Raw genomic sequence first — 14,302 nt, forward strand, 5'->3', positions numbered from 1 at the left:
TGAGTGGAGAGCTGTTTCTGTTGGCAGGTTTCCTCTTGCTTCATCTATACCTCATATCGCGATATGGATGGCGCAAGTTCTTCCGCTTGGTGTATGACACACCATAGCGCGGTACGAGTACTAGTCCCGGAAAAGGTGCTGCCATCGGTCAAACTGGTCACCTTCGCTCAGGATGGATGATCCAGGCTGACGGCTCTTTGAAGTTGCATATACCTTTCTCGGGTTTCGCGAAGGGATGTTAATGAAAATTCCGCTTCACAACCGCGTCCGCTATCTTGGTCGAGAGGGCTCATACGAGGGTCTCAGATGTGGGGACATCGGATACGTTATCGAAGACTATTGCAATGGCAACTACGAAGTCGAGTTCTCCAATCCCGATGGGACGACGAGGGTTCAGGCGGTCCTCGCGGGCAGCGATCTGGAACTGGCTGAGCATTAGATGAAGATGACGCTCATTGAACCTTACAGAGAGTTCTGTGAAGAACTTGCATAGCGAGCTATCGGAGCATTCATACGGCAGCCCCTACCCGTCACGGCACCAGTATGTCACATGGGCGTGGCCGGTAGCGCTTTCACCCAGCTCGCTTCGGGACAGGGGCTGAACTTCGGGAAGCTGGCGACCGCCATGCAATTGGTGCAATCACCGCCGGGCTGACCAACCGCATCACCTTCGATGGCAGCAGCTTCGGAGTGCGTGCGTGGGGGCTCAGTACTTCGGACCGGGTGGGGCATCGAGCAAGTTCTCGCTCAAAGGGCAGTAACCGATGTTTGGCGACACTATTGACGAGGGACGTATGAGTCTGGGCGAAGGGGATGCTGTTTATCGGCAGCAGGCGTTTGATAACGTCGTGAAGGCACTGGATTTCGATAGGATGCTACCCGACCGTGTTCATTTTGGACCCTGGAGCGATTTTCTATTCTTCCAGTCCGACCACGTTTTCGCGTCAGACTTCCCGGAAATTGTGCGTGAACTCCTGAGTGTCGAACGGGCTAATATCGCGTGCCTACTCAACCTTGACAAGACCGAGAGGTTCGAGTTTGACTACATTGCGGCGATCTTCTTGGACGAGATGATCAGTGGAGTCGCGTACGACGACAAGTTACGCGACGGCGGTCCTGCGAGTGGTTGGCTTTACAGGGTTGATAGGTATGCTTGTGCATCTGATGTTGGCGAGTGGTGCATCTATTGCGAGAAAAGCAACGATGTAGCGATTATTGGGTTGCGTGGAATTGACGGTATCGGGAGATTCGAGAAACCTCTGAAGCGACTGTGGGCTAAGCCGATAGACGAGTTAATTGATGGCGGGTGTTCTCCGGTCTTTCCTTTCGATCAACTGGTGCCAGCGTGGCGTCAGGGGTTAGTGAAAAACTACGGGCGATAACGCGATATGGCAGGATAGGAAAATCGCGGTCAGGGTTGAACTGGATGCTGCATACCAGAACAGAGCGGTCACAGGTAAAAGATGGACAGCCGTAACGCCTAGCCATCTAGGTTCGTGTGGCGAGCATGAGTATTGAGCGACGGCTGACCGATCGGCCTCTGGAGGATAAGAATGCCGAAATTTGCTTGCACATGTGGAGCGGTGTTGAATCTATCAGGCGTTTGGCCGGAATGTGAATGGCGGCTGGTACCGATGGCACGCGTGGGTGAGATAGCAGACAGGATCGATAACGGGGCAGGGCCAAGTGGGGAGGTGTTTTACGACATGATTGATGACGTAAGTATCACCGTCTACCGATGTCCTGTATGTGACAGGCTGTATTTGGAGACGGGCAAAAACGTGTTTGACACGTACCCGAGGGAGTCGAGGGCGGGTTCGTAGTTTCTGAAGTGACGAAGTCGTGAGTGGCGTTGGCGGAAACTTCCAACGTTGGTCTCCCGGGAATCCACACACTCAAGAGTGGCATCCTTTCGGTGGAGGAGAAGGTAAAAAAAGAGATCCGTTCAATTCTTTGCTCAAAGATGTTGAGCATGCCTTTTGAGGGAAATTGATGCATCACATCCTGGCAACCTTCGTGATCTCGGAGGATGTGGAATGGCCAAAGACGGCGGGCGTGCGCAACGGGTACGCTCCACATCACAAGTTCGCGGCCGTTGACTACCTGGCAAGTGGAATACATTCCTATGAAGACAATGATTTCCACTTTCCGGGTGAAAAACTCAAGACAAAAATCACCTTTGCAAGCTGGCAGTTCTTCTCAGAAAAAATAAACGTCGGAGACGAATTCGAGGTTCGCGAGAATGCCAGATTGATCGGCCATGGAAGAGTGGACGAGATAATTTAGAATGCGCGGCTTTCCGAATCGAGGCTTGGCTTTCAGAAACTAAATCCAAACATACGCTCCTATGAACACCTTAGCTCTGACTCGTCTGCGCCGCCTCTGGGTGCTATTTGCCTGCGGCGTGGCCTTGTCCGGTTGCGCCCCGATGATCGCAACAACACCGTCATCCGTCGAACTTGCACAGGATGGGACTGCCGCGCGATCCATCACGATCCAGGCACCAGCAGTGATCCAGCTCGATACGGGGTACTCACGAACATTGGCCGCCAAATCCGTATGGAAGCTGGTGGGACGCGTGCCGCAAGGGGCCGTCTACCGGCCGGTCGGAACGATCTTCACGATCGAGGGCCGTCAAGTCCACGAAGCCTACCTTGTCCTCAAAGACAAAAAGCTGGTGGGCTTCTATTTGCCGGGGGAGCAGAACTACTCCCCGCTTTCAACCGCAGTACCTCTGACCTTTGGAGAAACCGAATGAAACGAGTTGTACGTATGGCAATGGGTGGGATGGCGATGTCGTTGCTGATGGCGGGTTGCGCATCGGGTGTGAAGCATTCCGATATGGCGGCCTCGATCCCGACGATCAAGCCGGGCGAGGGGCGTATCTACTTCCTGCGCTCGGCCTCCATGTTCGGCGCCGCGATCCAACCGGACCTTCGCCTAAACGGCCAGGTTGTGGGGGAATCCAAGCCGGGCGGCTTCTTCTTCGTGGACCGGCCTGCTGGCAAATATGTGGCCTCGGCGGCGACGGAAACGGAGAAGACGCTCAGCTTCGCCCTGGATGGTGGGGAAACGAAGTACGTGCGCAGTTCGCCGTCAATGGGCCTGATGGTTGGCCGCGTGGTGCTGGAGCTGGAAACGCCCGACAAGGCCAAAGAGGAACTGTCGTCCTTGAGCTATACCGGGGACGTGGTGAAGGCGTCGGCAAAGTGAGTAAGCGGGCCAGACTGAGTGGCGTCACGCCATCGCGACTCGGGTAGCTAAGACGGGTGCCCGGCAGCTATTCCCCGGCCTTGGCCACGGCTGCCGTTTGGCAAGTGGCCTTCAACCGGAGCGGTGCGTCGCGTCATTTGCACACGTGTAACGCGGGTTATTTTTCTTGGCGCCATCTGGTCGAAGCACTGCTTTTTGCGCCGCTAGTGGCTGTGGGTTCAACCGGTTGAACCCACACCGATCTGCGGGCACTCTCGCGCGGTGGAGAGAAATACGTTCCACCGGGACCCACCTGGGTGGGTCCCTTGCATTGATCCTTATAAAGAAACCCATCATTCATACCGATATGACGCCGTGGTCGGCATGGCAGTCATGCCCCAACCAGATCGGTTCGGGAATCGGGTCGGCAAATTCCCAATTGTTCAAAGTTCTCCCATGACGTCTTTCTTGCCCCACCGGTCATTGCTGGGTGCGCTGATAGCGCTACCGCTTTTGCTCACCGGATGTGCCGTAATGCCCGAATACGCGCCAAAAGGCGCCCCTGACACGCAGGCACGCCTGCGCATCAAAGCGATGGATATGTACGCGTATCCCGCCATCATTCTTGGGACCGTCGAGCAGGACAACGAACCCAAGCGGCAGTTGCTTGCCGTCTTTTCGAAGGGATGGGCAGGGATCGGCAAGACCCCGAAAGAAAGCGAGCGCATCGGCATGCCGGCCTCGACAGATCAGGATACCAACATGCCCGTGCTCGAGCGCTACGTGAGCGCGGGACAGCCGCTCTCGCTAATGTTTACGGCCACGCTTGACGGCAGTCTTGTGTGTCGCGCGGCGGCAGTGATGACACCTGAAGCAGGGCACGATTACGAGCTCGTCGTTCTGCTGCAAGGGACGTCGATTGGCGGCAATGGACGATGCGGACTGCTCGCTTATGAGCTCAAGCCTGGCGCAGGCCCGGAAAACCGCGTGCCGTTCATGCTGCGGCCCCGGGCGGTGGCCGAGCGCTAACTTCGCGAAATGAGCAACATTGATATGAGTGAAAGCCAACCTCCATGCCAGGAATCATGAGAACCTTGATTTTGAGCGCTTGCGCACTCGTCCTGACCGCCTGCGTAACGAGATATCCGGAGCCCACGTCGGGCGACCGTGCCAGGATACGGATGGTGAAGACGGGGCCGTCGGCAAGCACAAGCTTCCACACTTTTTCCAACATGCCGGCGGGAGACTGTATCAAGCAGGGCGTGGAGCTTGGCGAGCAGCGTATCGCTCTGTTTGACAACCCATTGGCTCATTACAACGCCAGCCTTGGGATTCCCGGCAATGACGCCCAGGCTAGCCAGCGTTTCTCGGAAGCCTACATTCATGCAGGCAGGCCTTTCCTGCTCGATGCATTTGTCATAGGCGCCGACGTTCAAAATTCATATCAATGTCGTGTCGCCGCATTGTGGAGCCCGGAGTCCGGGGCAGACTATGAGGCGGTGCTTCACTGGACGGGCAGCGCGTGCCAATTGACCGTTTCCAAGGTAGAGGCAGGCGGGCCTGATGGCGTTGCTCTTAAGCGTCCGGTAGACGCCAGGTTTCTGAAGACTTGTGAAGCGCCGGGCAAGTGAACACCACGACGTGACCGGACGGGCAATCCTGTGTGTGAGAGGGAGCGATTTTCCCTGGATCTAGGGCCGCACGGCTCGGCGTGGAGCCGCCGTGGCGGCGGGGGATGGCTGTAAGGTGCGCAATGAATATTCAGATAAATGGCGAGGTGGTGAGAAGCGAGGTGGATTTTCATCGAGAACTAGCTTCCATCCTTGGGGTTGAGTCATCCTACGGCTTCAATACGGACGCGTTATGGGACCTGCTTAGTTCAGGTGTGGGGAGACCCATTTTTTTAAGATGGGTGAATGCAGGTGTCTCAAAAAAAATCATGGGTAAATCGTATTTTGATATTTTAAACATCCTGGAGAGAGTGAAAATGCAGGATGAGGGATTCGGTTGGGTTGAAAAATTTACTTATAAGATCGATTTTTAGGGCGAGAAAATACTGATCATCTCAATTTTGTTACATGTACTTCTTACGCTCGGCCTCCATGTTCGGCGCGGCGATCCAACCGGACCTTCGCCTAAACGGCCAGGGGCCTGGCAGCTATTCCGGCCCTCCGGCATTTGGCTCGCCAATCGGCCGGCATATCAAATTGCGACTGGAGATTGTGCATTTATGTACTGGACGGATCATTTCCTGCCTTCGACGACGGGGCAATTCAAGCGCCTTGCCAATCTGTTGGTGGTAGCCGCAATGTTGGGTGGCACGCAAGGAATCCCGCGTGCCAATGCGGCATCCGGCCAGCCTGACGGCGCGATGGCGGTCGTGCGGAGCTGGACTATCCTGCAAAAGATCCAAAGCGAATGTCCGGGGGGGGCCGATGAGCGTTGGCGACTCGATCGCATCGATCAGGCGGTTGCCCCGTCCCATAGATTCTCCGCCCGACGATATGCGGAGGAGCTGACTAAGAGTTCCGCGTGGCAATCTATCCTCGGCAAAGACATTCAGACGCTGCTGAACATGACGAATGGCTGTGGGACGCCTGCGATGCTGGAGTGGCAAGCGGGTATGCGCCGACAAATCGATGCATTAACGCAAGCGCTTGCTGGCGATGTTGTGAGCCACTGGCCATCTGAAGCGCTGCAGACGCCAGTCAAAATCTCTGTCGGTGCGCTGGAGGCCGTTGATGATGACGATCCCGGCTATCTCCGTGTGTCCATATCCAACCCTGGCACCGATGTATTAGAGATTGCACTATCAGGCAAGGACCTGCACACCGGGCTTTGCAGAGATCTCAGCTCTGCAGATCTGCCGATTACCGCTGGCACGGATCTCCCGACGCAGCTACTTACGCTGCGCCCGGGTGCGGCCATCGCAGCGCGCCTCGTGCTCGATGCGGCCTGCATGCCTGCGGATTCCGTCGCATTGATTGGTGCGTTGATCGTTGTGCGCGACGGGGTGATGGAATATCGCTCCTTCGGACAGGTCGACATTCCGCGAAAGGCAGTGTCCAGGCAATAGCTGTGGTCCGGCGGCGCCATCGCCGGCGACGCCTGTGGCGACAATGCAGCTTTAGTGTTCCGATTGGTCTACGTGTGGTGGGTCGTGATGCAACGGCCAGGCTTGGCCGCCCCTTCGCGCGGCACCGACATCCCCGCGTTCACCAACTTTCCATACTTCTGGTGCGGCAGCGCACCAGAACCGTGCCGTGCGCACATACTTGCCGCCTGCCATGGGCGTTTTCAGCCACCATTGCGGCGCTTTCCATCCCTGGGTACCCCCAAATTCACTGGCACGGTTGTTGCGTTGCAGAATTCAAGTAACTTGAATTTAAAGAAAGTCACATGTAGTTTTGCTCGAGTTACTTGAATACCAACCGTTTGTCCACGTGTCGAAGGGGATGAGAGTGCGCAAGAAGAACACCGTAGTTGCCGCTGCCTTGTTGCTGGCCTCGGCCGGGTTGGCCGGGATGTCCGCGCCCGCTGCCGCCAAGGATGTCGTCAAGATTGCCTTCGTGGGCCCGCTGACTGGCGGCGTGTCGTCCATCGGCCTGGGCGGGCGCAACTCCGCCGACCTGGCGGTTCGCTTGCGCAATGCCGACCCGAAGTCGAAGTACACCTATGAGCTGGTCACGCAGGATGATGAGTGCCGCCCTAACGTGGGCGTGCAGGTGGCGACCAAGATCGCTGCCGACAAGAGCATCGTGGCGGGGGTGACGCATTTCTGTTCGGCTGTGGCGATGGGTACGGTTGGCGTGTACAACCGCTTTGGCATGCCGGCCGTGGTGTGGGGCGCGGTGTTGCCGGATGTCACTTACGGTAATAACTTCAAGGAGATCCATCGCGTCAACGGCACGATGATCAACCAGAGCGAGGTTGCGGCGAAGTTCATGACGGGCCTGGGCTACAAGAAGTGGGCGATCATCCATGACACCACCGATTACGGCAAAGGCCATAACAAGTACTTCAGCGAGTTCCTGAAAAAGGACGGTGGCACGGTGCTGGGTACGTTCGGTGTGACGGCCGACCAGCAGGATTTCACGACGGAGCTGACCAAGATCCGCGAGCTGAAGCCGGACGTTGTCTACTTTGGCGGCCTCACGCCGCTGGGCGTGCGTATCCGCACGCAGATGGAGAAGCTGGGCATCAAGGCGCAGTTCGAGGGGACGTCGGGCATCAAGTCCGATGCGTATATCCAGGGTACGGGCAAGGAGCAGGCCGAGGGCTCGCTGGCCTTTATCGAGGGCGCGCCGTGGGAGAAGCTGCCCGGCGGCTTGTTCTTCGCGGGCAAGTATTCGCAGCAGAAGTACAGCGATCCGCCTGAGGCGTACGGTCCGTTTGCGTTTGCCGCGGCCAACCTGATCATGGATGCGGTGGAGAAGGTGGGGCCGGATCGCAAGAAGGTGCGCGACACGCTCAATGCGACCAAGGATGCCGACACCATCATCGGCAAGGTGACGTTCGACGACCATCGCCAGAACATCGTGCCGCTGGTGACCAAGTATGTGGTCGAGGATGGCAAGTGGGTGATCTGGGAGGACAGCACCTACGGCAAGGGCAAGAAGAAGCTCGCCGGCTTGTAAATCACTGAAGCGTTAAACCAGAAAAGCGCGATTCCACGATCCCACGAATCCACGGGCCCGCGACCGCAAGGCGCGGCGGCCCGTGGCCGAGTGCGCGTGGCGTCTGGCTTCTTGTCTGGATGGGGGGGGAACTCGATGAGTGTGATTGGCCAATACGTATTCAACGGTTTGATGCTCGGCATGATCTATGCCATGGTCGCCGTGGGATTTACGCTGTTTTTCGGCGTGCTGGATGTGATCAAGTTCTCGCATGGCGATACGCTGATGGTCGGCGCGTTTGCTGGCCTTGCGGCGTCCACCGGCGTGCTGATGCTCGACATCCAGTCGCCCTGGATCCGCTTGCTGGCGGTGGTGCTGTGCGCGATCTGCGTGACCGGCCTGCTGGGCGCGGCGATTGCTAAATTCCTGATCCTGCCGCTGCGCAAGGCGGCACCGCTCAATACATTGCTGGCCACGCTGATGCTGGGCACGGTGATGCGCGAATCCGTGCGGCTGTTCTATCCCGATGGCTCCAACCCCAAGCCGTTCCCGGCGCTGCTGCCAACGGCTTCCATCGAGCTGGGCAGCTTGTCGCTGCGTGCGGATAACCTGATCCTGCTGGCTACCGGCATCGCCATCATCGTCGGCGTGCATCTGCTGATTACGCGTACCCGTTTCGGCATGGCGATCCGCGCGGTGGCGCAGGATGGCGAAACGGCGCGGCTGATGGGCATCAACTTCGAGGCGGTGGTGCTGCTGACGTTCGCGCTGGGCTCGGGCATGGCCGCGCTGGCGGGCGTGATGAACGGGCTGTACTACAACGAGATCAACTTCAATGTGGGGCTGTTGCTTGGCGTGATCGGCTTTGCGGCGGCCATTCTCGGCGGGCTGGGGAACATCTACGGCGCCATCCTCGGCGGCTTCCTGTTTGCCGCGCTGCAGGTGCTTGGCAGCGCCACATTGCCTGCGCTGATTCCGGATATCCCGAGCGCGTACAAGGACGTTTTCGCTTTTGCCGTTGTCATCGTGCTGATGGCCTGGAAGCCGACCGGCCTGATCGCAGAAAAATCCAGTGAGCGGGTCTGACACCATGAACACCTTGAGCACCATCAACACCCCGAAGCGTCACACATCAGGCACGCGCAATCCCGCTGTGGTGCTGGCGCTGGCCGGCATCGCGCTGACCGTCTACATGTGGTTGTTCCTGCATGCGGAGTCGCAGCTCAGCGTGGCCATCTTGCTGGCCGTTGCCATCGTGGCGGTCATTGCCGGCCGGAAGCTGGGCGCCAACCGCGCGCTCGAGGAGGCCGGCGTCAGCCGCCCGGGCCTGGCCCGCTTGTGGGCGGTGGGCGGCACGTTGGCGCTGATCGCCGCGTTCTACGATGCGCACTTCGCGCTGCTGATGATCTGCTCCGTGCTGCTTTACACCACGGCATGCCTCGGCCTGACGCTGCAGTTTGGCTTCTCTGGCGTGGCCAACTTCGCGGGCGCGGCGTTCTTTGGCATCGGTAGCTATGCCACTGCCGTGATGGCCATGCACACCGGCATTCCGCACTTGCTGATCATCGTCATCTCGGGCGTGATCGCGGCGCTGGTCGGCTCGATGCTGATCACGCCGGTGTTGCGCACGCGTGGGCACTATGCGGCCTTGGTGACCATCGCCTTCGGCATCCTGTTCAAGACGTTCATCGAGGTCAACGATGTGCTGGGCGGGCCGCAAGGCCTGCAGGTGCCGGGCATGACCGTCTTTGGCTACGCGCTGAACGATGGCTTTACGGTGGCGGGTGTCGACGTGTCGTTCTACGTGAGCTATGCCTTGATCAGCCTCGGCATCTGCGCCGGTGTCTTTGCGACGGTAAAGGCGCTGGAGCGCTCGTGGGTGGGATTGAGCATGGACGTGGTGCGCACGGACGAGACGGCCGCCGCCACCTTCGGCTTGCATATCGCGCGCTGGAAGGTTGTGGCCTTCATGCTGGGCAATTTCTTCGCAGGCATCGCGGGCAGCATGTACGGGATGATCACCGGCTTCGTGGCGCCCAACAACTTCACGTTCTCGGATTCGCTGCTGATGCTGTCGATCGTGATCCTGGGCGGGCTGGGCAATGCGGTTGGCCTGATTCCGGCGGCCATCATCGTGCTGGTGCTGCCTGAGAAGCTGCAGTTCATCCAGGAGTACCGTTTCCTCTTCTATGCGGCGCTGGTGATCGCCATCCTGCTGTTCCGCCCCGATGGGCTGCTGCCGCGCAAGACGCGCTTGTTCTTTGGCCGGGAGACTTCGCGATGAGTGACAAGACCATGATTGAAGTCAAGGGGCTGACCATGCGCTTCGGCGGCTTGACCGCCCTGGATAGCCTGGACATGACAATCCGCGAGGGCGAGATCCTCGGGCTGCTGGGGCCCAACGGTTCGGGCAAGACGACCTTCTTCAATGTGCTGACCGGCCTGTACAAGGCGAGCAGCGGCACCATCACCTACAACGGCGAGAACGTCATCGGCAAGACGCCGCAGGACATCTACCGCAGCGGCCTGGCGCGGACGTTCCAGCGCTCGCGCTTGTCCTTGCCGCTCACGGTGTTCGATAACATCGTCATCGGCGACTACCAGCACATGCAGCACGGGCTGGTGTTCAACCTGTTCCGGCGCAAGGCGTTTCGCGCGGAGTACGACGCCTATGTGGAGAAGGTGAAGGGGCTGCTGAATATCTTCAGCCCGCCGTTGGTGGCGCGGTTGTTCGAGCCCGTGGAGACCTTCACCATGATCGATCGCCGCCGCATCGAGGTGTGCCGGGCGCTGATGAGCCAGCCGCGCCTGCTGTTGCTCGATGAGCCTTCCGCCGGCATGACGCACGACGAAACGCATGCGCTGATGAGCGACATCCTGGATGTGCGCGGCAAGCTGCCGAACTTGTCGGTGGTGCTGATCGAGCACGAGATGAACGTGATCGAGCGCATTACCGACCGCTGCGTGGTGCTCAACTATGGCAAGAAGATCGCCGAGGGCACCTACACGGAAATCACCGCCGACGCCAATGTGCAGACCGCCTACCTTGGAGAGGAAGCCGCATGAGCACGCTCGATTCCCCCGGCACGCTCAGCGTGGAAGGGCTCACCACCGGGTATGACAAGGTCAACGTGCTGCATGACGTTTCCATTGACGTAGCCCCTGGCAAGATCACCTGCATCCTCGGCGCCAATGGCGCGGGCAAGAGCACGCTGATTCGCGCCATCCTCGGCCTCACGCCGCCGCGCCAGGGCCAGGTCTTGTGGAATGGCAAGGACCTGGCTGGCGAGAAGACGCACAACATCATCGCCACCGGCATTGCTTGCATCCCGGAGGGGCGCAAGATCTTTCCGCGCATGACGGTGGCGGAGAACCTGGCGCTGGGTGCGTACCTGGAGACCGACGCGGCGCGGGTGCGCGATCGCCTGGCCAAGGTCTACGATATCTTTCCGCGCCTGAAGGAGCGGGCGGCGCAACTGGCGGGGACGATGTCGGGCGGTGAGCAGGCGATGGTGTCGATCGGCCGGGGCTTGATGGCGGAGCCGAAGCTGCTGGTGATCGATGAGCCGTCGCTCGGGCTGTCGCCGCTGTATGTGAAAGAGAACTTCAAGGTCATCAAGCAGATCAACGCACTGGGCATCACCGTGCTGCTGGTCGAGCAGAACGCGCGGCAGACGCTGGCCATTTCGCATTACGGCTACGTGCTGTCGCAAGGGCGCGTGGTGGCCCAGGGCACGGCCGAAGCGCTGGCCAGCAACGACGAAGTGCGCTCGGCGTATTTCGGCTGACGGAGAACAGGCATGAATGATTTCCTGGCACTGCCGGCGCGCGAGCTGGCGGCACGCATGGCGCGGCGCGAGCTCAGCGTGCAGGCCTTGGTACGCGCGTACATCGCGCGCATCGATGCCGCCGAGGCCGGTATTCTGGCCTGGCAGCATTTCGATGGGGCGCAGGCATTGCAGCAGGCACGGTTGCTGGATGCGGGGCCTGCCTTGGGCGCGTTGCACGGCTTGCCCATCGGCGTGAAGGACCTGATGGACACCGCCGACATGCCCACCACCTATGGCTCGCCGATCTACGCCGGCCATCGGCCGGTCATGGATGCCGCCTGCGTGGCAATGGCGCGCGCCGCGGGCGCGGTGGTCATGGGCAAGACCGTGACCACGGAGTTCGCTACTTTCCAGCCGGGGCCCACGCGCAACCCGCGCGCCCCCGCCGATGCCCCGCGCACACCGGGTGGCTCGTCCAGCGGATCGGCGGCGGCGGTGGCTGCCGGCATGGTGCCGATCGCCTTCGGCACGCAGACTGCCGGCTCCATCATCCGTCCTGCTGCCTATTGCGGTGTGGTCGGCTACAAGCCGACCTTTGGCACGCTGCCGTCGGCTGGCATCAAGTCGCTCTCGCCCAGCCTGGATACTGTGGGCGTGCTGGCGCGCTGCGTCGACGATGCTGCCTTCTTCATCGGCGCGATGGCGCGCCTGCCGCTCACGCCGCCGCAGACCGGGCAGGCGATGCCGTTGCGCGTTGGCATTTGCCGCACGCCGCATTGGGAGCGCGCAGGTGATGACAGCCGGCGTACGCTGGACACGGCCGCGCGCTTGCTCGAGGGCCGTGGCGCCGTGTTGAGCGACCTGCTGCTGCCGGTGGAGTTCGACGAACTGACGCAGGCCCAGATCGACATCATGGCGTACGAAGCCGCAGCCGCTTTCGCGCCGGAAATGCGCGCGCGGCCCGATGGTTTCAGCGGTGGCTTTGCCGCGTTGCTGGCGGCGGGCCGCGGCATCGATGGCAGCCGCTTCTTTGCCGCGCGGGCGCTTGCCGGTTCCGCACGCAGGGCCTTCGAGCAGATGTTCGAGTCCGTCAACATCGTCCTCGCACCGAGCGCGCCGGGCGAGGCCCCGGCCGGCCTGGGCGCGACGGGCGATCCGATGTTCAACCGCATGTGGACGCTGCTTGGCAATCCCTGCGTCCATGTGCCTACCGGCACGGGTGCGCACGGCATGCCGGTGGGCGTGACGCTGATCGGCCCGCACCGGGGCGATGCGCGCGTGCTTGCGGCTGCGCAGGCGCTTGAGCGCTGCGTGGCTTGAAGCGCGGTGATATGACCGATCTGAATCCGAGGAGAATCCATTGACTCAACAAGATCCGCTGGCGCAGCACGCGGCAGAACAGGCGCAGGACCATGTCAATAGCGGTCGCTTGCAGGCGGCCATTGCCGCGCTGGCCGCCTTCGGCGGTCGGGACGATGGCGGCGTCTCCCGTGAAACGCTGACCGATATCGACCTTGCCGCGCGGCGCTACCTGATCGAGCAAGCGCGCGCGCTGGGTTGCGAGGTGAGCACGGACGATTGCGCCAACCTGTTTTTCCGCCGTGCTGGCAAGGCGGACCTTACGCCCGTGCTGACCGGCAGCCATGCCGACACGCAGCCGGTCGGGGGCAAGCTGGACGGCGCCTACGGCGTGCTGGCCGGGCTCGAAGTCATCGCGGCCCTCAATGAAGCCGGCATCCAGACGCTGCGCCCGATCGAAGTGGTGGCCTGGACCAACGAGGAAGGCAGCCGCTTCGGGCCCGGGGCCATGGGGTCGAGCGCGTTTGTGGACCCGGCTTGCCTGCCCGCGTATCGCGCGTCGGTGGACGGCGCCAACATCCGCTTCGGCGATGCGCTGGATGCCGCGCTTGCCGCCACGAACGATGTGCCGCGCCGCCCGATGCAGCGGCCGATGTCCGCCTGCGTGGAGTTGCACATCGAGCAGGGCCCGGTGCTGGAGCGCGCGGCCGTGCCGCTGGGCGTGGTCACCGGCATCCAGAGTGTGCGGTGGTACCGCGTGGAATGCACCGGCGTGATGGCGCATGCGGGCACCACGCCCATGGACGAGCGCAGCGATGCCATGGCTACCGCCGTTGGCATTGCCCACCAGTTGTACACCTACGCCGCCGCCGAGGCCGCCAGCCAGTTGCGGCTGACGCTGGGCCGCTGGCAGGTCGGCCCCAATTCCGTCAACACGATTCCGGGCAAGGTAGAATTCACGATTGATGTGCGCTGCGTGGACGAGGCAGTGCTGGCGCGTTTCGAGGCAATGCTGGCTGCTGTGGTGGCGCAGGCTCGGCCGCGCCAGGGCGGCATCACGTACCAATGCTTTTTCCGGCGCCCGCCAACGCACTTTCCCGCCGCCATGCTGAACCTGATCGAGCGGGCCTGTGCGCGGGCCAGCGAGCAGGCATCGCAGGGCAAGCCGCTGCACCTCACATCCGGCGCGTTCCACGATGCCATGTACCTGGCGGAGCATTGCCCCACGGCCATGATTTTTGTGCCCAGCAAAGGTGGGATCAGCCATAACGCGGCAGAGGAAACAGCGCCGCACGAACTCTTCCTTGGGGCGCAAGCGCTGGCCTATACCGTGGCCGCGCTGGCGAACCAATAACCTGGGTTCAGTCTGGGTATTCCTGGGTTCTTCATCTTCAACTTGTCTTGCACGGAACGTGAATTGAAAGC

General features: G+C 60.7%; 17 protein-coding genes. All 17 read left to right on the plus strand.

Annotation, left to right across the window (positions count from 1 at the left end):
* The first annotated feature begins 241 nt into the window (after window positions 1-241).
* The 17 genes from AC07XB_RS06950 to AC07XB_RS07030 all read left to right on the plus strand — a co-directional run bounded on the left by AC07XB_RS06950 (window position 242) and on the right by AC07XB_RS07030 (window position 14,231).
* A complete protein-coding gene (locus AC07XB_RS06950; protein ID WP_492376626.1) occupies window positions 242-439 on the plus strand; it encodes a DUF4926 domain-containing protein in 198 nt (65 codons plus the stop codon).
* A gap of 355 nt (window positions 440-794) precedes the next feature.
* A complete protein-coding gene (locus tag AC07XB_RS06955; protein WP_492827414.1) occupies window positions 795-1,382 on the plus strand; it encodes a hypothetical protein in 588 nt (195 codons plus the stop codon).
* A gap of 171 nt (window positions 1,383-1,553) precedes the next feature.
* On the plus strand, window positions 1,554-1,823 hold the full coding sequence (locus AC07XB_RS06960; protein ID WP_492827412.1) for a DUF8617 domain-containing protein: 270 nt from the start codon (window positions 1,554-1,556) through the stop codon (window positions 1,821-1,823).
* 169 nt (window positions 1,824-1,992) lie between these two features.
* Entirely contained in the window at window positions 1,993-2,286 is a 294-nt protein-coding gene (locus AC07XB_RS06965; protein ID WP_492827410.1) for a hypothetical protein, read from the plus strand.
* A gap of 61 nt (window positions 2,287-2,347) precedes the next feature.
* Window positions 2,348-2,758 carry a hypothetical protein gene (locus AC07XB_RS06970; RefSeq protein WP_492827408.1) on the plus strand — a complete coding sequence of 137 codons (411 nt, stop codon included), beginning with the start codon at window positions 2,348-2,350 and terminating at the stop codon, window positions 2,756-2,758.
* The gene (locus AC07XB_RS06975; protein WP_492387150.1) at window positions 2,755-3,213 is read left to right on the plus strand and encodes a DUF2846 domain-containing protein; all 459 of its coding nucleotides are present in this window, start codon (window positions 2,755-2,757) and stop codon (window positions 3,211-3,213) included. The genes AC07XB_RS06970 and AC07XB_RS06975 overlap by 4 nt, the downstream gene beginning before the upstream one ends.
* 513 nt (window positions 3,214-3,726) lie before the next feature.
* Window positions 3,727-4,221, plus strand: a complete 495-nt coding sequence (locus tag AC07XB_RS06980; protein WP_492827406.1) for a hypothetical protein — start codon at window positions 3,727-3,729, stop codon at window positions 4,219-4,221.
* Between the two features lie 56 nt (window positions 4,222-4,277).
* A complete protein-coding gene (locus tag AC07XB_RS06985; protein ID WP_492827404.1) occupies window positions 4,278-4,823 on the plus strand; it encodes a hypothetical protein in 546 nt (181 codons plus the stop codon).
* Window positions 4,824-4,945: 122 nt separating this feature from the next.
* On the plus strand, window positions 4,946-5,236 hold the full coding sequence (locus tag AC07XB_RS06990) for a barstar family protein (protein WP_150985393.1): 291 nt from the start codon (window positions 4,946-4,948) through the stop codon (window positions 5,234-5,236).
* A gap of 186 nt (window positions 5,237-5,422) precedes the next feature.
* A complete protein-coding gene (locus AC07XB_RS06995; RefSeq protein WP_492827402.1) occupies window positions 5,423-6,268 on the plus strand; it encodes a hypothetical protein in 846 nt (281 codons plus the stop codon).
* A gap of 385 nt (window positions 6,269-6,653) precedes the next feature.
* Complete coding sequence (locus AC07XB_RS07000; protein ID WP_150985396.1) at window positions 6,654-7,829, plus strand: branched-chain amino acid ABC transporter substrate-binding protein; 1,176 nt, start codon at window positions 6,654-6,656, stop codon at window positions 7,827-7,829.
* 135 nt (window positions 7,830-7,964) lie between these two features.
* Window positions 7,965-8,894 (plus strand): branched-chain amino acid ABC transporter permease, encoded by a 930-nt coding sequence (locus tag AC07XB_RS07005; RefSeq protein ID WP_043342660.1) that lies wholly within the window; start codon window positions 7,965-7,967, stop codon window positions 8,892-8,894.
* Window positions 8,895-8,898: 4 nt separating this feature from the next.
* Window positions 8,899-10,092: a branched-chain amino acid ABC transporter permease gene (locus tag AC07XB_RS07010; protein ID WP_493688032.1), complete on the plus strand. Its 1,194-nt coding sequence runs from the start codon at window positions 8,899-8,901 to the stop codon at window positions 10,090-10,092.
* Window positions 10,089-10,874, plus strand: coding sequence for an ABC transporter ATP-binding protein (locus AC07XB_RS07015; RefSeq protein WP_492827399.1), 786 nt, complete (start codon window positions 10,089-10,091; stop codon window positions 10,872-10,874). The genes AC07XB_RS07010 and AC07XB_RS07015 overlap by 4 nt, the downstream gene beginning before the upstream one ends.
* Window positions 10,871-11,596 (plus strand): ABC transporter ATP-binding protein, encoded by a 726-nt coding sequence (locus tag AC07XB_RS07020; protein ID WP_492827397.1) that lies wholly within the window; start codon window positions 10,871-10,873, stop codon window positions 11,594-11,596. Before AC07XB_RS07015 ends, AC07XB_RS07020 begins: the two co-directional genes overlap by 4 nt.
* A gap of 12 nt (window positions 11,597-11,608) precedes the next feature.
* Window positions 11,609-12,898 carry an amidase gene (locus AC07XB_RS07025; protein ID WP_492827395.1) on the plus strand — a complete coding sequence of 430 codons (1,290 nt, stop codon included), beginning with the start codon at window positions 11,609-11,611 and terminating at the stop codon, window positions 12,896-12,898.
* Window positions 12,899-12,938: 40 nt separating this feature from the next.
* On the plus strand, window positions 12,939-14,231 hold the full coding sequence (locus AC07XB_RS07030; RefSeq protein ID WP_492827393.1) for a M20 family metallo-hydrolase: 1,293 nt from the start codon (window positions 12,939-12,941) through the stop codon (window positions 14,229-14,231).
* Window positions 14,232-14,302 lie beyond the last annotated feature (71 nt).

The organism is Cupriavidus sp. GW821-FHT02F09 (assembly GCF_059421605.1).